This is a genomic window from Streptomyces olindensis (genome assembly GCF_040645895.1).
Lineage (GTDB): Bacteria > Actinomycetota > Actinomycetes > Streptomycetales > Streptomycetaceae > Streptomyces > Streptomyces olindensis.
On record NZ_JBEYZD010000024.1, the window covers coordinates 1 to 18,848 of the forward strand.

15 protein-coding genes are annotated in these 18,848 nt (G+C 71.6%); 6 read left to right on the forward strand and 9 right to left on the reverse strand.

The genetic code is table 11. The annotated features are described in order from the left end of the window. On the forward strand, positions 1–374 hold a 374-nt coding region (locus ABZ948_RS17555), incomplete at its 5' end, for a PucR family transcriptional regulator (RefSeq protein WP_359760464.1). Positions 375–385: 11 nt separating this feature from the next. Here ABZ948_RS17555 and ABZ948_RS17560 read toward each other — a convergent pair. Continuing rightward, entirely contained in the window at positions 386–1,969 is a 1,584-nt protein-coding gene (locus tag ABZ948_RS17560) for a GMC oxidoreductase (protein ID WP_359760466.1), read from the reverse strand. A 357-nt stretch (positions 1,970–2,326) separates the two neighbouring features. Between ABZ948_RS17560 and ABZ948_RS17565 the strand changes: the two genes are divergently transcribed. Continuing rightward, positions 2,327–4,132 carry a B12-binding domain-containing radical SAM protein gene (locus tag ABZ948_RS17565; protein ID WP_359760468.1) on the forward strand — a complete coding sequence of 602 codons (1,806 nt, stop codon included), beginning with the start codon at positions 2,327–2,329 and terminating at the stop codon, positions 4,130–4,132. A gap of 3 nt (positions 4,133–4,135) precedes the next feature. On the opposite strand, the gene yddG is transcribed toward ABZ948_RS17565, so the two are convergent. The 4 genes from yddG to ABZ948_RS17585 form a co-directional block, all read right to left on the reverse strand. Then, positions 4,136–5,065, reverse strand: a complete 930-nt coding sequence (yddG, locus tag ABZ948_RS17570; protein WP_359760470.1) for an aromatic amino acid exporter YddG — start codon at positions 5,063–5,065, stop codon at positions 4,136–4,138. Between the two features lie 100 nt (positions 5,066–5,165). Then, entirely contained in the window at positions 5,166–5,720 is a 555-nt protein-coding gene (locus ABZ948_RS17575) for an ATP-binding protein (protein WP_359760472.1), read from the reverse strand. Positions 5,721–5,783: 63 nt separating this feature from the next. Continuing rightward, on the reverse strand, positions 5,784–6,545 hold the full coding sequence (locus tag ABZ948_RS17580) for a nuclear transport factor 2 family protein (protein ID WP_359760473.1): 762 nt from the start codon (positions 6,543–6,545) through the stop codon (positions 5,784–5,786). Positions 6,546–6,686: 141 nt separating this feature from the next. Beyond that, a complete protein-coding gene (locus ABZ948_RS17585) occupies positions 6,687–7,547 on the reverse strand; it encodes an SDR family oxidoreductase (protein WP_359760475.1) in 861 nt (286 codons plus the stop codon). 137 nt (positions 7,548–7,684) lie between these two features. Here ABZ948_RS17585 and ABZ948_RS17590 point away from each other — a divergent pair, with 137 nt between their 5' ends. Next, positions 7,685–8,611: a helix-turn-helix domain-containing protein gene (locus ABZ948_RS17590; RefSeq protein WP_359760477.1), complete on the forward strand. Its 927-nt coding sequence runs from the start codon at positions 7,685–7,687 to the stop codon at positions 8,609–8,611. Here the strand turns inward: ABZ948_RS17590 and ABZ948_RS17595 are convergent. From ABZ948_RS17595 to ABZ948_RS17610, 4 genes are all read right to left on the reverse strand, one after another. Continuing rightward, complete coding sequence (locus tag ABZ948_RS17595) at positions 8,593–9,294, reverse strand: response regulator (protein WP_359760479.1); 702 nt, start codon at positions 9,292–9,294, stop codon at positions 8,593–8,595. The genes ABZ948_RS17590 and ABZ948_RS17595 overlap by 19 nt on opposite strands. Next, positions 9,291–10,919 carry a sensor histidine kinase gene (locus tag ABZ948_RS17600; protein WP_359760630.1) on the reverse strand — a complete coding sequence of 543 codons (1,629 nt, stop codon included), beginning with the start codon at positions 10,917–10,919 and terminating at the stop codon, positions 9,291–9,293. The genes ABZ948_RS17595 and ABZ948_RS17600 overlap by 4 nt, the downstream gene beginning before the upstream one ends. 180 nt (positions 10,920–11,099) lie before the next feature. Beyond that, positions 11,100–11,591: a hypothetical protein gene (locus ABZ948_RS17605; protein WP_359760481.1), complete on the reverse strand. Its 492-nt coding sequence runs from the start codon at positions 11,589–11,591 to the stop codon at positions 11,100–11,102. Positions 11,592–11,669: 78 nt separating this feature from the next. Continuing rightward, complete coding sequence (locus tag ABZ948_RS17610) at positions 11,670–13,553, reverse strand: ABC transporter ATP-binding protein (RefSeq protein ID WP_359760632.1); 1,884 nt, start codon at positions 13,551–13,553, stop codon at positions 11,670–11,672. A 240-nt stretch (positions 13,554–13,793) separates the two neighbouring features. Here ABZ948_RS17610 and ABZ948_RS17615 point away from each other — a divergent pair, with 240 nt between their 5' ends. The 3 genes from ABZ948_RS17615 (at position 13,794) to ABZ948_RS17625 (ending at position 18,713) form a co-directional block, all read left to right on the forward strand. Next, positions 13,794–14,777, forward strand: a complete 984-nt coding sequence (locus tag ABZ948_RS17615; protein ID WP_435857523.1) for a lysylphosphatidylglycerol synthase transmembrane domain-containing protein — start codon at positions 13,794–13,796, stop codon at positions 14,775–14,777. Positions 14,778–15,080: 303 nt separating this feature from the next. Continuing rightward, a complete protein-coding gene (locus ABZ948_RS17620; RefSeq protein ID WP_359760483.1) occupies positions 15,081–16,178 on the forward strand; it encodes a mechanosensitive ion channel family protein in 1,098 nt (365 codons plus the stop codon). Between the two features lie 315 nt (positions 16,179–16,493). Then, positions 16,494–18,713 (forward strand): NADP-dependent isocitrate dehydrogenase, encoded by a 2,220-nt coding sequence (locus ABZ948_RS17625; protein WP_359760485.1) that lies wholly within the window; start codon positions 16,494–16,496, stop codon positions 18,711–18,713. The last annotated feature ends 135 nt before the right edge of the window (positions 18,714–18,848 follow it).

Consider the following 18,848-nt stretch of genomic DNA (forward strand, 5'->3'; position numbering starts at 1 on the left):
CCGTGGCGGCGGCCGCCGCCACGGAGGAAGTACGTCACTTCGACGACCTGGGAGCCCTGCGTCTGCTGGTGGCCCTCTCCGAGGGTCCCGAACTCCGCCGCTACGTCGAGGACGAACTCGGCCCGCTCCTGGAGCACGACGCGCTCGTGAAGAACCCGCTGCTGCCGACCCTGCGCACGTTCCTCGACTGCGGAGGGAACAAGGCCCGGGCGGCGGAAGCCCTCTTCGTCCAGCGGCGCACCCTCTACCACCGCCTGGACAAGCTCTCCGACATCCTTGGGCTCGACCTCACCCGGGTCGACAACCAGCAGCGTCTGCAACTGGCCGTTCGAGGCCATGACTTGCTGCGCAAGCCCACCTTGCGGCGCACCTGACCCTGTCGGGATCAGCTCTTGGTGGCCCGTACCAGGGACGGAGCGATGCGCAGCGCGTTCGCGCCGATGGTCAGGGCCGGGTTGAGTGCCGCGGACGACGGGAAGAACGACGAGTCGGTCACCCAGAGATTGTCGATGTCGTGGCTGCGGCAGTACGGGTCGAGGACGCTCCGCGCGGGGTCGTGGCCCGCCACGGCCGTTCCGCACATGTGGGAGTTGGTCTCGATGCCCATCCGCTGGGTGAAGATCAGCGGATACCCGGACTTGCGGACCGCCCTGGTCACGCGGCGCACGAGTTCGTGGTGCGGGGCGAGATTCGTCGGGGTCCAATCGATGACGATGCGGTCGCCGTCCACCCGCACCCTGTTGTCCAGGGACGGGAGATCCTCGGTCGTCAGGTAGATGTCGATGCTCCGGGCCGACATGAACCTCAGCGCCCAGTCCGGCGCCCACGGACGGGCGGGCTTGAGCATCGGGGCCTGCAGTTTGCCCAGCATCTGGAGGTTCCCGAGCGGGAAGCGCGTCCCGGGGCCGGCTTCGTAGAAGTCGTTGAGGCCGAGCGTCTTCTGCCATTGGGTGGGGTTGGTGCGCAGCGGGTTGACCCCGACGAAGAACGTGCTGTTGTGGACCATGTAGTTGCGGCCCAGCAGGCCCGACGAGTTGCCGAGACCGTGCGGGTGCGCGTCGCCGGCCGAACGGAGCAGCAGGGCCGCCGAGTTGACGGCCCCGCCGGCCAGGGCGAAGGTCCTGGCGTTGATACGGATGGTCCGGCCGCCGTGCCGGGCCTCGGCGGCGACGACCTTCCGGCCGTCCGGCGAGGTGATCAGGCGGGTGACCTCGGCACCCGTGAGGAGGTCGACCCCGTCGTGCAGCGCGGGCAGGAGGAGCCGGTTCTCGGCGTCGGACTTCATGCCGGTCTCGTCCGGACAGCCGTCGGCGGTCGTCACGGCGGCGCGGTCGGCCTGCGTGTTCACGTTCAGGGCGTTCGGCGTGTGGAACGGGTGCAGGCCCTGCCCGCGCAGCGAGCGGGCGAATCTCTCGATCTCCGGCTCGTGCGGGAGGGCCGGGTGGGGATAGGGCTTGGAGTGCGGCGGCTCGGTCGGGTCCTCGTCCGTCTGTCCGTGCACCTGGAGCAACTGCTCCATGGCGGTGTAGAAGGGCTCGAGATCGTCATAGCCGAAAGGCCAGCCGCGCGAGACACCGTCATGATGTTCGACTTCGGTGAAATCGCTGCGCCGGAAACGGGGCAGCATGGCTCCGTAGAAACGGGTATTGCCGCCGACCCAGTAGTAGACGCCCGGTGCGAACGGTTTGCCCGTGCTGCCGTCATACCAATATCCGGCGTTCTTGTACCGGCCCTTGATGTACATCTCGGCCGGTTGTGAGTTCTCGGGCTCCCGCGGAAGGAAATGTCCCCGTTCCACGACGAGCACCTTCAGCCCGGAGTCCTTCAGCGCCCAGGCCAGGCTGGAACCGCCCATGCCGGAGCCGATGATCAAGACGTCTGTGTCGACCTCGCCGGAGGCGTCGACCGAGACCAGGGAATCGGGCCGGAGCTCGGGGGGCGTGTAATCCTGACGGACCGGATGAGACATGGAGGGGGATTCCTTAATCGCCGGGTGAGGAAAAGGAGCGAAGGGGCGTGGTCCTCGTCGGGGGTTTCCAAGGGAGACTAGACAGCCCGGCCGGCAAAGCACATGCACGGGATGAGCAATGCTCGGCGCGGAGAGCGCACACTGTGTGCAGCACGCCGATCGAGACCTCGACGGGGGCGGCGAGCAGGGCACGCTCGGTCCCGTCGGCGGTGGAGGCCGAGCGGCGCCGTGCGGGAGCGGCGGACTCGGCCTCGGGGGCGCCGTTTCCCGCCATTCGCCCCGAAAGTCCCCCGCGGAAATGTTGCGTACGTCACGATACGACGCACGCTCGTTCGTATTCGGACTCTGGGAGCGCCCATGTCGCGAAACGTTTCGTCGTCGCCCGTGCTCATCGAGAACCCGTCCGTGAAGTTCTCCAGCGCCCCCGAGCGCCCGCCCCTGCGCCACCTGGGCAGGCCCTCGCTGCGCCGCTCCGCCTCCGGCGCCCGGCGCCGCGCCCGCGGGGACATGCCCCGCGTGCTCCTGCTCGTCCCCTCCTACACCCGCGTCGTCGAACCCTCGCCCGAGCGCAGCAGCTTCCATGCCCTCGGCCTGGACACCTTCGAGGTGATGAAGCGCGCCGGAACCCCGATCGGCCTCTTACGCATCGCCGCGAACGCCCGCCTCGCCGGGTTCGACGTCCGCATCGTCGACTCGCCCTTCGCCGGCTGGGAGCAGGAGCGCCGGGTCGTCGACCTCGGCGGCGGCAGCAGCCTCGTCCGCTACGGCCTCGACGACGCGCAACTGCGCACCCTGATCGAGGACTTCGACCCGGACGTCGTCGGCGTGCAGTGCATCTACACCGTGCAGTGGGGCAACGCCCGGGCCCTCGCGGACCTGGTCAAGGACATCGACCCGGCGATCGTGACCGTCACCGGCGGCGCCCATCCGAGCGGCGACTGGCAGTACGCCGTACCGGACTCACCGTTCGACCACGTCGTCATCAACGAGGCCGACCAGACCTTCACCGCCTTGCTCCAGGCGCTCACCGAGCCGGACGGCGACATCGACGCCGTCCCCGGCATCGCCTACCGGCGGGCCGACGGCGCCGTGGTGCGCACCACCGCCCGGTCGCCGTACATGCGGATCCTGCCCAAGCGGCAGGGCCTGGACGAGCGGCTCGGCATGATGCCGCTGCCCGACTTCGGCATGCTCGACATGCGCCAGTACGAGCAGTCGTACCACTCCTCGGGCAAGCGGGTGCGCGACCACGGCTCCTGGGCGCAGATCTTCTCCACCATCGGCTGCAACGTCGGCTGCGACTTCTGCTACATCCCCATGGTGAACGGCCCCTGGCGGGCGCTGGGCACCGACTGGTTCGACCTGCACCTCGCCGAGATCCGCAAGCAGGGCGTCACCGAGGTCCTCATCGAGGACGACCATCTCCTGCACGACCCGCTGTACGCGATGCGCGTCTTCGAACTGCTGCGCAAGCACGATCTGCCGTGGGTCGAGGAGGGCGGCCTGAGCCTGTTCAACCTGGTGCTGCTGCACCTGGGCGAGAGGTTCGCCGCCGGCATGGACGACGCCGAACGGCGCAACCCCAACTTCCGCAACGTCCTCGCGGCGATGCGCTCCGGGCTCACCTGCCGGGACCTGATCAAGTCGATGGCCGACGGCGGCTGCTACAGCGTCTACCTGGCCGTGGAGAGCGCCAACGAGGACAGCCTCGTCGAGTCCGGCAAGCCCCGCCTCAACGCCTTCCAGCAGGCCACCGGCGAGATCGTGGAGATGTTCACCGAGTACGGCATCCAGGTCACCGGCGGTTTCATGCTCGGCTTCGTCAACCCGCCCGAACAGCGGGGCGGCGAGCCGTACATCGAGTCGCTGGAGCAGATCGAGAAGACCATCGACTACGCGGTCACGCTCATGGGCCACGGCATGGCCTACGCCAACCCGTTCATCGTCACGCCCCTGCCGGGCACGAAGATGTGGGACTTCCAGAAGGACTACGTCGTACGCCACTACGACAACGGCTGGTCCCACGAGAAGGCGACCATGGCCACGGACAAGTGGAGCGCCGAGGACATCGAGCGGATGCGGCTGGAGCTGCTGGTGCGGGCCAACGGCCCCGACAAAGTGACCGAAATGGTCCGCCGGGGCACCTGGCCGGTGGACGCCTGAGACTCAGCCGGCTTCCCGGCTGCGGCGGCGGGCCGTGCGCAGCATCTCCGCCGAGGCCAGCATGGCACCTCCGGTGATCAGCACGCAGGCGACGGCGACGGGCCAGCTCGCGTCGGCCCGTCCCGTCGCGACCAGCAGCCCCGTGGACAGCAGGGGGGCGAAGTACGACAGGGTGCCCAGTAGTCGGATGTCCCCGTGCTTGGTGCCGTGGTCCCACACGTAGAAGGCGCCGCCGACCGGCCCGAGCCCGAGCGCGAGCACCGCGGCCCACTGCCAGCCCTCGGGCCGCACGGTCGTCTCGAACAGCACATGGCACACGGCTGCGAGCAGGGCCGTGGCCAGGCAGAACAGGGCGACCAGGTCGGTCGGCACCTGCGGATAACGGCGGTTGGCCACGGAGTACGCCGACCACACCAGCGCGCAGACGCCCGCGGCGCCGTACCCCAGCAGGTACTCGCTCCTGAACTGCACTCCCTGCCCGCCGGTGACGAGCAGGAAGGTCCCGGCGAGCCCGAGCAGCGCCCCCGCCGTGTGCCACCAGCGCAGCCGCTCGCCGGGCAACAGCGCGGAGAACACCACGATCAGCAACGGCCACAGGTAGGCGATGAGTCCGGCGTCGACGGCGGGGGCGTTGCGCAGGGCGAGGAAGTAGAAGAAGTGGTAGCCGAACAGGCCGCCGATGCCCAGCGCCCAGGCGCCGGCGGGCAGTCCGCGCAGGGCGGTGCCGTGGCCGCGCAGCACCCGGGGCAGTCCGATCAGGCCGCCCACCGCGAACGCCATCGCGGTCAGCTGGAAGGGCGGTATCCGTCCGGTCGACGTGGTGAACAGCGCCAGCGACGCCCACAGCAGCACGGCCGCGGCGCCCAGACCGGTGGCCCTGAGCCGGCGCGCCTGATCCTCCACGAGCCCTCCCGTCACTCCCTGGTCGGTCACCGGGGCATCGTAAGGAACCGCGTCACACCCGCCCACGCTTTCCGGACAGGGACCGCGGCGCTGAGGCGGACGGGATCTGTGCTGTGACCTGCCTCAACGGTCATGATCTGCCGGCGAAGTGAGGCCCGGCCCATCCGGTTGCGGCGATCACCTCCCGCGCGATGTCGACGACGAGCCGCCCGTCCGTCGCCACTCGCACGGTCTGCGCGGCGGCTCGCCGGTCCAGGAGCCGTGCGTTCCGGACACTTCCTTCGAGCTCCTGCTCCAGCTCCGAGCCGAGTTCTCGTCCCACCAGCCGCTCACGGGCCGTTTCGTCGGAGGCGGTGAGCAGGACTCGCGTGATCCCCACTCCGGCCCCCATGGCACGCTCGAAGATGCCGGTCGCCTCCGGCAGCACACTCGCGGTGTTCGTGTAGATCAGGCGCCGGTAGCCGCGCCGGGCGAAGTTCGTCCACACGGCCGTCAGATTGACCTCGGTGATCTCCGCGCGGTGAGGGTCTCCCTCGGGAGCCGGATGCACCTGCCCCATGAAGTCACCGTCGATGATCGCGTGGGCGACCGCCTCGGAGCGCAGCAGCGCCGAGACCTCCCACCCCACCGTCGTCTTCCCGACACCGGCTCGTCCGCCGATGAGCAGTACCTCTGCGTGGTCCATGGCGGCAGCGTGCCAGTGGACGGCCCCCTCACGCGATCCGATTTGAGGCGCTCTGGGCGTCGGTCAGAACAGGCCGTTGGTGTGGGGAAGTTCGGCGGGCACCGGCGCGATCACGTCCCAGTGTTCGACGATTTTGCCGTCGGCCACGCGGAACAGGTCGTAGTAGGCGACGGGGACTCCGAACTCCCCCTCGGACTGCACCAGGACGAACTCGCCCTCGGCGATGACCCGGTGGACCTGCTTGTAGACGAGGTTCCTGCCCTGCTCGGCCCATGTGGCCGCGGCCGCGGCGAAGCCGTCCAGGCCGTCGGCGGCCTCCGGGTTGTGCTGGTGGTAGGTCTCGGTGGAGACGTAGTCGGTCAGCACCGAGTAGTCGGCGCCGACGAGGACCTTCCGCGCGAACTCCGTCACCAGGGCGCGGTTGGCCTCCGTGCGGTCGGCCCGGGTCACCTCGGTGGGGCCGTCCGTCTGGGAGCGGCCGGAGACGGTCTCCTCGACCCGCGGGGTCAGGGCGTCCCAGTGCTCGGCCAGCTTGCCGTCGGCGTCGACGCGGAAGACGTCGAAGCCGACGAGCGGGTCGGGGCCGAAGCCGTGGTACGTGCCGTGCAGGGCGACCAGGTCGCCGTCGGCGATGACCCGGGCCCCGTCGTAGCGGAAGTCGTCACCGAGGCCGGCGACCAGCTCGCGCAGGGCCTCGGGGCCGTCCGCGGCGAGGGCACTGTGCTGCGTGTAACCGGCGGCGACCCAACGGTCCACGGCGGAGGGGTCCTTGTCCGCGAAGAGTTCGGTGGCGGCACGGAGGACCGTGTTCCTGGCGCTGCTCATGATCTGTGCTCCTTGGCTTGCGGGGTCCCCGATCGGGGCCCCGGAACAGGACCTCCGACGGAGTGATGTGTTCAAACTAGGCAGGCCGACCCCACGCAATGGCACCCAGAAGGGACCGCTGATGGTCAGAAAGCGACACCCTCAGTGATCGAGGTGGTCGCGGACGACGTCCGCCAGACGGATGGCGGGATGGCCGGTGAGCCGGGGAACGGCGTCGCCCACCCCGTCGAGCTCGCCCGCCGCGATGGCCGTGTAGGTGGACACCCAGGCGTCCAGCTGCCACTCCGGGACGCCGTGGCCGGCACGGGACGCGTACGCCTCGGCGACCGTCTGCGGCTCGTAGACGACGGTGCGTCCCAGGTGCTCCGACAGGATCGCGGCCGCTTCGTCCAGCGTCAGCGACTCGGGCCCCGTCAGGTCGTAGGCGACTCCCTCATGGTCGCCCGGCCGGGTCAGCACCGCGACGGCCGCGTCGGCGATGTCGTCCTGGCCGACGAACCCGGCACGCCCCTGTCCGGCGGGGCCGCGGATGACGCCGTCCTCGCCGACCAGGTCGGGCACGAACTCCGCGTAGAAGTTGTCCCGCAGGAACGTGTGCGCCAGACCGCTCGCGCGGATGTGCTCCTCGGTGTGGAAGTGGTCGCGGGCCAGGGTGAAGGTGGCGTCCGGGGCCGCGCCGAAGAAGGAGACGTACACCAGGTGCCGCACGCCCGCCGCCGCGGCCGCGTCCACGAACGTCCTGTGCTGGTCGAGCCGGTCGGCGCTTTCGGAGGCGGACACCATGAAGACGGTGTGCGCACCGGCCAGCGCCGCCGTCACGGAGGCCCGGTCGCCGTAGTCGCCGCGCACGGCGGTCGCCCCGGGCAGGCGCGGGGCGCGCTCGGGACGGCGCACCACGAGCCTCTGCGCGATACCCCGCTCGGCCAGGCGGCGGGCCACGCGCCCGCCGAGACGCCCGCCGGCGCCCGTGATCGCGAGGGTGGGGGCAGGTGATGCGGACATGATGCGGTCTCCTCCTGTGGTGAGTGAAAGTGCTCGGCCGGCCGGTCACGGTACGAGTCCGTCCAGGACCCGGTCGGCCTTCCCAGCCAGCCAACGTACGGGCGGTTTCGGGGCCTGCGCCGATATACTTCCGACCGATGATGGCCAAAAGCCGACACGGCTCATCGCGGGGAATCCCCGAGATCCCGTTCGCAGCGCCCGCCGGAACTCCCGCCGGGGTGGAGGTCATGTCACTGGCCGAGCTGCGCGGCCGCGTCTCCGAGCACAGCCTCGCCCGGCCGCAACGCCCGGACTTCCATCACCTGCTCACCCTCACCGCAGGACGCCTCCGGCACACCGTGGACTTCACCGCATACGTGCTCCGGCCCGGCTCCTGGCTGTGGGTGCGCCCCGGGCAGGTCCACCAGTGGGGCGATCTGAGCCGGGCCGAGGGCACGCTGATCCTTTTCCGGCAGGACGTCCTCGATCCGGCCACCGCGACGGCCGCCCGCGTCGACGACCCGCACGCGCCCGCGCTCAGCACCCCCGTCACCGACGACGCCGAGGCCCTGACCATGGCCGCCGAGCACCTCAGCCGGGAGTTCCACGCGCTCGGCCGCCTCCCCCTGGAGGCGCACATGGCGGCGCTGCGGCACCTCCTCGCGGTCCTGGTGCTGCGCCTGGCCCACCTCACCGTCCCGGCCGGCGGCCCCGCCCCGGAACCGGACGAGACGTATGTGCGCTTCCGTGACGCGGTCGAAGCGCACTTCACCCGCACCCGGCGCGTGGAGGACTACGCCCACATGCTCGGCTACTCCCCGCGCAGCCTCGCCCGTGCCGCTCTGGCCACCGCCGGGCTCAGCGCCAAGGAGTTCGTCGACCGCCGGGTCGTCCTGGAGGCCAAGCGCCTGCTGGCCCACAGCGACCTGACCGCGGCCCAGATCTCGGACCAGCTCGGCTTCGCCAATCCCTCGCAGTTCAGCAAGTACTTCACGCACCGGACCGAGCAGTCGCCGATCGACTTCCGCAGCACGGTCCGGGGAACAGCGACTGCCAGCCAGGCGTCTCACGCCCGCCAGGCGTAGCGGCGTTCCGGACGGCCCGCCGCGCCGTAGCGGAGGGACACCTCCGCGCTGCCGGTGCTGTGGAAGTACTCCAGGTAGCGGCGGGCGCTGACGCGGGAGACGCCGGTCAGGGCCGCGCACTCGGTCGCGGACAGCGTGCCGTCCGCCTCGCGCAGGGCCCGCTCGACGAGGGCGGCGGTCTCGACGCTCATGCCCTTGGGCAGCGTGTGGGCCGGCGCGGGGACGAACGCGCCGGCCAGCACGCGGTCCACGTCCGCCTGGCCGCGCACCACCGCCGTGAGGAGCCGGCCCCGCTGGGCGGCGTAGCGCTCCAGGCGGGGGCGCAGGTCCTCGAAGTCGAAGGGTTTGAGGAGGTAGTCGACCACGCCGCGGCGGACGGCCCCGCGTACCGTCTCGGCCTCCTGCGCGGCGCTGATGACCATGACGTCGCAGTCGTGGCCGGCGGTGCGCAGCCGCGGGATGACGTCGAGGCCGAAGAGGTCGGGCAGGTACAGGTCGAGCAGGATGAGGTCGGGGCGCAGTTCGTCGACGGCCTCGATCGCCTGGGCGCCCGTGTGGGCGACGCCGACGACGCGGAACGGCTCGACGCGTTCGACGAACGCGCGGTGGACCCTGGCCACCATGAAGTCGTCGTCGACCACGAGGACGTCGATCGTGCCCGACGTGTCGCTCGTCGCGGTCATGGGGCCGCTCCTTCCGCCACCGTGCCGGTGAGGTGGCCGACGGTCATGCGTGCGGTGAACACGGCCCCGTCGGGGGTGTTGGACACCGAGATCTCGCCCCCGTGCCGTTCGCAGACCAGCTTGGTCAGGGCCAGTCCGATGCCGCGCTCGCCCTCCCGCGCGGCCTTGGTGGTGAAGCCGTGGGAGAACACCTCGCGGGCGAGTTCGGGCGCCACGCCGGGCCCGGAGTCGCGGACCGTGATCTCCACGCTGGAGGCGTCCTGGCGCAGCGCCACCTCGACCCAGGCGTCCTCGTCCTGGGCGGCGGCGTCGACGGCGTTGTCCACCAGGTTGCCCACGACGGTCGCCACGTCGGCGGCGTCCTCGGGGGCCAGCCGTTCCAGCGCGGTGTCGTCGGAGATCCGCAGGCTGACCTTGCGTTCGGCCGCGAGGGACGCCTTCGCCATCAGCAGCGCGGCCACCGCGGTGTCCCGGACGCGGCGGCTGAGGGTGACGTCCAGGGACTGGCGGCGCTGGTTCAGCGCGCGGATGTAGCGCACGACCTCGTCCTGCTCGCCGATCTGGATCAGCCCGGAGATGGTGTGCAGCTGGTTGGCGAACTCGTGGGCCTGGGCGCGCAGCAGCTCCGAGGAGCTGCGGAAGGAGCCGATCTCCCTCTCCAGCCGGGCCAGTTCGGTGCGGTCGCGCAGGGTGGTGACCGAGCCGAGGAGCCGGCCGTCCTTGGTGACGGTCATCCGGTTCATGACCAGGACCCGGCCGTGGCGGACGACGACCTCGTCCCGTTTGCCGGCGGCGGTCCCGGCCAGCACGTCGCGCAGCCGTCCGTCGATGCCGAGGCCGTCCAGGCTCTGGCCGACGCAGTCCTCGGGCAGGTCGAGCAGGCGGCGGCCCATGTCGTTGACGAGGGTGAGCCGGTGCTGGGGGTCCAGGGCGATGACGCCCTCGGCGATGCCGTAGAGCATCGCCTCCCGGTGCTCGGCCAGCCCGGCGATCTCGCCCGGCTCCAGCCCGAGGGTCTGCCGCTTGACCCGCCGCGCGAGCAGCCAGGAGCCGGCCACGCCGAGTCCGCTGGCGATGCCGAGGTAGGCGAGCAGAGAGGAGGAGGCGCCGCTCAGCCGCTGCCACACCGTCGGGTCGGCCTCGCCGATCATGACCGTGCCGAGGATCCGGCCCAGGTTCTCCTCGGTCGCCCCGAGGACGGGGACCTGGGCGGCCAGCTCGCGGCTGTCGTCCAGGGTCAGCTGCCCCGACCAGCCACGTCCCCGGGCGGTGCCGGGGCCCAGCGGCAGTCGCTCGCCGACCACCGTGGGGTCGGTGGAGCTGACGATCCGGCCGGCGGCGTCGGCCACCGTCACCGAGGTGACGCCGGACTGAGCCTGCGTGGCGAGCACCAGGGGGGCGAGCGACTCGCCGGGGGCGGGGCGCACCAGCTGGCTGCGCACCAGCGGGTTGGCGGCCAGTTGTTCGGCGAGCGCGCTCACCCGGCGTCCCTCGACGCGGTTGAAGGTGGCCTGCGACTGGGCGAGGGAGACCGCGGCGACCGCCAGCAGCACCACCACGACGATGGCGAGCTGGAGCACCAGCATCTCGCCCGCGAGCGAATGGCGACGAAAGGTGGCGACCACGACGAACTCAATCTTCTCTGCCGGCACGAGGGGGGGCGGCTCATGTGCGAAGTCGCACAATCATGACGCCCACCAGCGGAAACCGGAAGAGAGGTGCCGTGCGGTGCCCGGCGCGGGGTGTCCGTCGGGAGACCACCCCGGTCGCCGGCTGATCGAGCGGGCCGGCGCCGTGGTCCGGTGTCAGGAGGAGTTCGCGCGGGGTCCGATGCCCGACAACTCCCGGATGGTGCCGCCGAGTTTCGCGCGGAGCGGTTCCAGCATCCGCGGCTTGGCGCTGACCACCCAGCGCATGCCCACCAGGTACGTGCCGCCGTACACGCGGGCCGACTCCAGCCAGGTCTCCTTGAGCCGTTCCTCGGGGAAGGTGGTGATGAGGAAGTCGCCCTTCGGGGTGTGGCACACGCCCTCGCGCAGTTCGTCCGCCTCGGTGCGGATCTTCGCCGTGCAGCCGGCCAGACCGGCGATCACCTCCACCTTCGCCGGCGCGACGACCCCGGCGGCGGGAGCCGCGGTCCGGCTCGGCGTCGCCGCCGCCTTGTCCTCGTCACCGCCGCCGCAGGCGGTGACGAGGACGAGCGCGGCCAGGGCCCCGGCCGCGGCGACGGCGCGGGGCCGTCGGGCGCGGGACGGGGTCCGGCGGTCGGGTCGTGCGAGGGGTTGCTGGTGGGACACGTCGCCTCTCCGGGTGCGGGCTGTCGGCAGGGAGCACTCGCAAGGAGTACGGACCGGCCCCCGGAGGTGTTCACCGCCCTACGCGGCCTGCTCCACCGCGGCGGCGCGCGCCCCGCCGAACTGGGTGCGGTACAGCTCCGCGTAGCGCTTGTCCGCCGCCAGCAGTTCCTCGTGCGTGCCCCGCTCCACGATCCGGCCGGCCTCGATCACCAGGATCTGGTCCGCCGTCCGGACCGTGGAGAGCCGGTGGGCGATCACGACCGCCGTCCGGCCCGCCAGGGCTTCCGTGAGGGCCTCCTGGACGGCGGCCTCGGAGGTGTTGTCGAGGTGGGCGGTGGCCTCGTCGAGGATGACGACGCGCTGCCGGGCCAGCAGCAGCCGGGCGATCGTCATGCGCTGGCGTTCGCCGCCGGAGAGCCGGTAGCCGCGTTCGCCCACGACCGTGTCGAGGCCGTCGGGCAGGGACCGTACGAGGTCGTCGAGGCGGGCCCGGCGCAGGGCGTCCCACAGCTCGTCCTCCGTGGCCCCGGGCCGGGCGAGCAGGAGGTTGGCGCGGACGGTGTCGTGGAAGAGGTGCCCGTCCTGGGTGACCATGCCGAGGGTCTCGCGCAGGGACCGGGCCGTCAGGTCGCGCACGTCGACGCCGCCGACGCGGACCCGGCCCGCGTCGGTGTCGTACAGACGCGGCAACAGCTGGGCGATGGTCGACTTGCCCGCGCCGGAGGAGCCGACGAGCGCCACGGTCTGGCCCGGTTCGGCGCGGAAGGAGATGCCGTGCAGGACCTCGTCGCCGCCGCGCTTGTCCAGGGACGCGACCTCCTCCAGGGAGGCCAGGGAGACCTTGTCGGCGGCGGGGTAGCCGAAGCGGACGTCGTCGAACTCGACGGCCACGGGTCCCTCGGGCACCGGGCGCGCGTCCGGCTTCTCCTCGATGAGCGGCTTGAGGTCGAGGACTTCGAAGACCCGCTCGAAGCTGACGAGGGCGCTCATCACCTCGACGCGCGCCCCGGCGAGTGCGGTCAGCGGCGCGTAGAGCCGGGTCAGCAGCAGGGCCAGCGAGACGACCGCGCCGGGCTCCAGGGTGCCGCGCAGGGCGAGGTAGCCGCCGAGGCCGTAGACGAGGGCCAGGGCGAGGGCGGAGACCAGGGTGAGGGCGGTGATGAAGGCCGCCTGGGCGGTGGCCGTGCGGACGCCGATGTCCGCGACCCGGCGGGCCCGTTCGGCGAACTCGCGCGACTCCTCCTCCGGCCGCCCGAAGAGCTTGACGAGCGTGGCGCCGGGCGCCGAGAACCGCTCGGTCATCCGGGTGCCCATCGCCGCGTTCAGGGTCGCCGCCTCCCGCTGCATCCGGGCCATCCGGCTGCCCATGCGCCGGGCCGGGACCACGAACACCGGCAGCAGCACCAGCGCGAGCAGCGTGATCTGCCAGGACAGGGTGAGCATCACGGCGAGCGTGAGCAGCAGCGTGACGAGGTTGCTGACCACTCCGGACAGGGTGTTGCTGAACGCGCGCTGGGCGCCGATGACGTCGTTGTTGAGCCGGGAGACCAGGGCGCCCGTACGTGTGCGTGTGAAGAACGCCACGGGCATGCGCTGCACATGGTCGAAGACGGCCGTCCGCAGGTCGAGGATGAGGTGCTCGCCGAGCCTCGCCGACAGCCTCCGGCCGAGGATGCCGAGCGCGGCCTCCGCCACCGCGATCAGCGCGATGAGCAGGGCCAGGCGTACGACGGTGCCCTCGTCACCGCCGGAGACGATCACGTCGACGACCCGCCCGGCCAGCAGAGGGGTCGCCACGGCGAGCAGGGCGGTGCCCACGCCGAGCAGGACGAAGAGGGCGATGCGGCGCCGGTGCGGGCGGGCGAAGGCACCGATGCGGCGCAGGGTCGCGAGGGCGAAGGGGCGGCGCTCCTCCTGGGCGGTCATGACGCTGTGCAGCTGTGTCCACGCTGTGGTCTCCATGCTCATGGGAGAGAACGTAGAACCTCAAGCAATCTTGAGGTCAAGGCGCTCGCGCAACGCCCCCGACATCCCGCACAATCAGCCCCAACCCCCACTTCCCCGTCCCCCCGCGCAAAGGCCCCGATGACGCTTCCCACGCAGCCGCTCCCCGTGCCCGAGCACCAGCCGCTTCCCGCAGGCAATCCGCAGGTCCCGCTTCCGCAACCCGCTGTTGGCGCGGGGTGGGAAGCCTCTGCGGACGTGACAGCGGTCCAACTCCCCGAACTCCGCCCGGGACGACTCCCCCGTCGCGTCCCGGTGCGCCGCCTGCGGCAGATCCTGTGCCTGCTTCCGCTCCTGCTCGTCACCGTGGTCGCGGTGCGGCACCGGTCCGTGCTGGCCGAGGGTTTCGCGCACCTGGGCACCGCCTCCTGGCCGTGGCTGCTGGCCGCGGTCGGCGCGACCTGTCTGACCTGGGTCGCGGCCGCGTGCACCCGGCAGGGCGCGGTCGTCGAGAGGCTGCCCCGGCGGCGGCTGCTGGCGACGCAGTTCGCGGCGGGCGCGGCCAACCACCTGCTGCCGACCGGGCTGGGCGCGAGCGCGGTCAACCTGCGGTTCATGACGGTGTGCGGGCTGCCGCTCGCCCGCTCCTCGGCGGCGCTCGCGCTGTACCTGCTGGCGGAGAGCGTCGGCCGGGTGGCCCTGCTCGGTGCCCTGCTCCTCGCGTTCCCCGACGCGCTGCGGCTCGGCGCGCTGGTCCCGGAGACGGCGTTCGGCCCGCTGCTGGCCGGCGTCGGCGCCCTGGTCGTGGTGGCGGCGGCCGTGCTCGTCCTCGTCCGGCGGGTGCGCTCGGCCCTGGTGGCCTTCCTGCGGACGGCGCTCGGCGAGGCGCGCTCGGTGCACACCCGCCCGGCCCGGGCCCTGGCGCTGTGGGGCGGGGCGTTCGCCTTCCCCGCGCTGCAGGCGACGGTTCTGGTGCTGGTGGGGAAGTCGCTGGGGCTGGACGTGCCGCTCGCGCACATGGCGGTGGCCTACCTGGCGGCGACGGTCGCCGTCGCGCTGGTGCCCACGCCGGGCGGGATCGGCTCGGTGGAGGCGGCGCTGGTCGTGGCGCTGGTCGCGGCGGGCGGCCCGGCCGCGGTGGCCACGGCGGTGGTCCTGGCCTTCCGGGTCATCACGGTGTGGCTGCCGCTGGTGCCGGGTGCGCTGACGCTCGGGGCGCTGGTGCGGCTGAAGGTGATCTGAGTCCGGGAGGCGCGCCGGTCCCGCCACGCGCAGGCCGCGCCGGACACGGTTCCGTTCCCGGACGGCCGAGGGGGGCGCACATGACGGCGCGTCATGTGCAGTAACTCACCCCCTGGTCACCCCCGTCCGCGGTACGAACTCCCGTGCGGGATGGGGCAGGATGAACGATCGTGCCGACCGCGGGTCAGGGTGGTCGGGCACCATCGGACATCCCGGAAAACGAGCAGGTGACGACGTGACGAGACTTCACATCCGGCCGCCGGCGACGGCGTTCGCCGCGCTTCTCCTCCCCGGAGGTGACCGGTGAACCGGGCGCTCACGGTGGACGATCTGCTGTTCGCCGGCATCGCCCTCGCCTCGGGCCTGCTGGCGGCGTTCGCGCTGCGGATCCTGCTGCGCTGGCTGGGCGGGCACGCCGACCGCACCCGCTGGAGCGGGGACGACGTGATCGTGCACGCGCTGCGGGCCGTGGTGCCGTGGGCCGCGGTCGTGGGCGGCGTGGCGGGCGCGGCGGCGGTGCTGCCGCTGACGCGCACGGTGCAGCACCACACCAACCAGGTGCTCACGGTGCTGCTCATCTTCGTCGCGACGGTGTCGGCGGCGCGGGTGGTGGCCGGACTGGTGCGCTCGGTCACCCAGTCCCGGTCCGGTGTCGCCGGCTCGGCCACGATCTTCGTCAACATCACCCGGATCCTGGTCCTGGCGATCGGTTTCCTGGTGGTGCTCCAGACGCTGGGCATCTCCATAGCCCCGCTGCTCACCGCCCTGGGCGTCGGCGGTCTGGCGGTCGCGCTGGCGCTGCAGGATACCCTCGCCAACCTCTTCGCGGGCATCCACATCCTCGCCTCCAAGACCGTCCAGCCCGGTGACTACATCCGGCTCAGCAGCGGCGAGGAGGGCTACGTCGAGGACATCAACTGGCGGCAGACGACGATCCGCAACCTGTCCAACAACCTCGTCGTGATCCCCAACGGTCAGCTCGCCAAGGCGAACATGACCAACTTCATGCGGCCCGAGGAGCAGCTGACCATCCTGGTCCAGGTCGGGGTGGCCTACGACAGCGACCTGGACCAGGTGGAGCGGGTCACCAACGAGGTCATCGCCGAGACGATGAAGGACGTCGAGGGTGCCGTGCCCGACCACGAGCCGATCATCCGCTTCCACACCTTCGGCGACTCCCGCATCGGCTTCACCGTCATCCTGGGCGTCGGCGAGTTCAGCGACCAGTACCGGATCAAGCACGAGTTCATCAAGCGCCTGCACAAGCGCTACCGCGCCGAGGGCATCCGCATCCCCGCCCCGGCCCGCACGGTGGCGCTCCAGCAGGGCGCGGTCGTCATCCCGCAGCAGCGGACCGGCGAGAGCGAGCCGGGCGAGGTGCAGTCCGCCAGGTTCGACTGAGCACACAGGCGGCCGGGGCCGCTCGCCGGGCGGGTCCGGCGCCCCGCCCGGGCGGTCGCCGTACCGGAGGCCGCGCACCGACCGCCGTACCGGAGGCCGCACCGACCGCCATACCGACCGCTGTACCGGAGGCCGCACCGACCGCCGTACCGCCTGGGGCGGCCACCGGGGCCGCCTCCGCGCCGTTCCGCACCCCCGGCACGGGCCCCGGGGCGATCAGTGGCGCGAAACTGGCAGCGGACCCCTGTCGAGCCGAGGTCGATCACGAGATATCTTGATGTCGAGCAATGTTGCAGACGTGGAGCGGAGCACCCGGTGACTGACTCGACCATCATCTATACGCACACTGACGAGGCCCCCGCCCTGGCGACGTATTCCTTCCTGCCGGTGGTCCGGGCGTACGCCTCGCAGGCGGGTGTCCCGGTGGAGACCCGCGACATCTCGCTGGCCGGGCGCATCATCGCCGTGTTCCCGGAGTACCTGACCGAGGACCAGCGCATCCCGGACGCCCTCGCGGAGCTCGGCGAGCTGGCCAAGACGCCCGCCGCCAACATCATCAAGCTGCCGAACATCTCGGCGTCCATCCCGCAGCTCAAGGCCGCCGTCGCCGAGCTGCAGGGCCAGGGCTACGCGCTGCCGGACTACCCGGACGACCCGAAGACCGACGAGGAGCGCGAGATCCGCGCCCGCTACGACAAGGTCAAGGGCTCCGCGGTGAACCCGGTCCTGCGTGAGGGCAACTCGGACCGCCGCGCCCCGGCCTCGGTGAAGAACTACGCCAAGTCCCACCCGCACCGCATGGGCGCCTGGACCGCCGACTCCAAGACGGACGTGGCGACCATGGGCCAGAACGACTTCCGCTCCACCGAGAAGTCCGTGGTCATCGCCGAGGACGGTGCCCTGCGCATCGAGCTCGTCGGCGACGACGGCACCACCACCGTGCTGCGCGAGTCCGTACCCGTCCTCGCCGGCGAGGTCGTCGACGCCTCCGTGATGCGCGTCGCCGCGCTGCGCGAGTTCCTGACCGCGCAGGTCGCCAAGGCCAAGGCCGAGGGCGTGCTGTTCTCGGTGCACCTGAAGGCGACGATGATGAAGGTCTCCGACCCGATCGTCTTCGGCCACGTGGTGCGCGCCTTCTTCCCGAAGACGTTCGCGCAGTACGGCGACAAGCTGGCCGCGGCCGGCCTGACCCCGAACGACGGTCTGGGCGGCATCTGGAAGGGCCTGGACGCCCTGCCGGAGGGCGCCGAGATCAAGGCCTCGTTCGACGCCGAGCTCGCCGAGGGCCCGGAGCTGGCGATGGTCGACTCCGACAAGGGCATCACCAACCTGCACGTCCCGTCGGACGTCATCATCGACGCCTCCATGCCGGCGATGATCCGCACCTCCGGCCACATGTGGGGCCCGGACGGCCAGGAGCACGACGCCCTCGCGGTGATCCCGGACTCCTCCTACGCGGGCGTCTACCAGGCCGTGATCGAGGACTGCAAGGCCAACGGCGCCTTCGACCCCTCGACCATGGGCACGGTGCCGAACGTCGGCCTCATGGCGCAGAAGGCCGAGGAGTACGGCAGCCACGACAAGACGTTCGAGATCGCCACGACGGGCACGGTCCGCCTGGTCGACCAGAACGGCACCGCCCTGATCGAGCAGACCGTCTCGGCCGGCGACATCTTCCGCGCCTGCCAGACCAAGGACGCGCCGATCAGGGACTGGGTGAAGCTGGCCGTCACCCGCGCCCGCGCCACCGGCGACCCGGCGGTGTTCTGGCTGGACGAGACCCGCGCCCACGACGCCAACCTGATCGCCAAGGTCAAGACCTACCTGGCGGAGCACGACACCGAGGGCCTGGACATCCGGATCCTGTCCCCCGTCGAGGCGACGAAGCTGTCGGTGGAGCGCATCCGCCGCGGCGAGAACACCATCTCCGTCACCGGCAACGTGCTGCGCGACTACCTCACCGACCTGTTCCCGATCCTGGAGCTGGGCACCAGCGCCAAGATGCTGTCGGTCGTCCCGCTGATGGCGGGCGGCGGTCTGTTCGAGACGGGTGCGGGCGGCTCGGCGCCGAAGCACGTGCAGCAGCTGGTCAAGGAGAACTACCTGCGCTGGGACTCCCTCGGTGAGTTCTTCGCCCTGGTGCCGTCCTTCGAGCAGTACGCCAAGGTGACGGGCAACTCCCGCGCCCAGGTCCTGGCCGACACCCTCGACCGCGCCACGGCGACCTTCCTCAACGAGGACAAGTCCCCGACCCGGCGCGTCGGCGGCATCGACAACCGCGGCAGCCACTTCTACCTGTCCCTGTACTGGGCGCAGGAGCTGGCCAAGCAGACCGACGACGCGGACCTGGCCAAGGCCTTCGGCCCGATCGCCGAGACGCTCGCCGCGAACGAGCAGAAGATCGTCGACGAGCTGATCGCCGCCCAGGGCAAGCCGGTCGACATCGGCGGCTACTACCAGCCCGACCCGGCCAAGGCCGCGGAGGCCATGCGCCCGTCCGCCACGTGGAACGAGGCCCTGGCGTCCCTGAGCTGACGCCCCGGATCCCCGATCCCCTGGCTCCGCCCCGGCCGGCACCGCGCCCGGCCGGGGCGGAGCCGTCTCACCCGCCGTCTCTCCCCCCTCTCCCCCTGCTGCCCCCTCTCCCCACCCGCCGTCCCCGATGCCGCC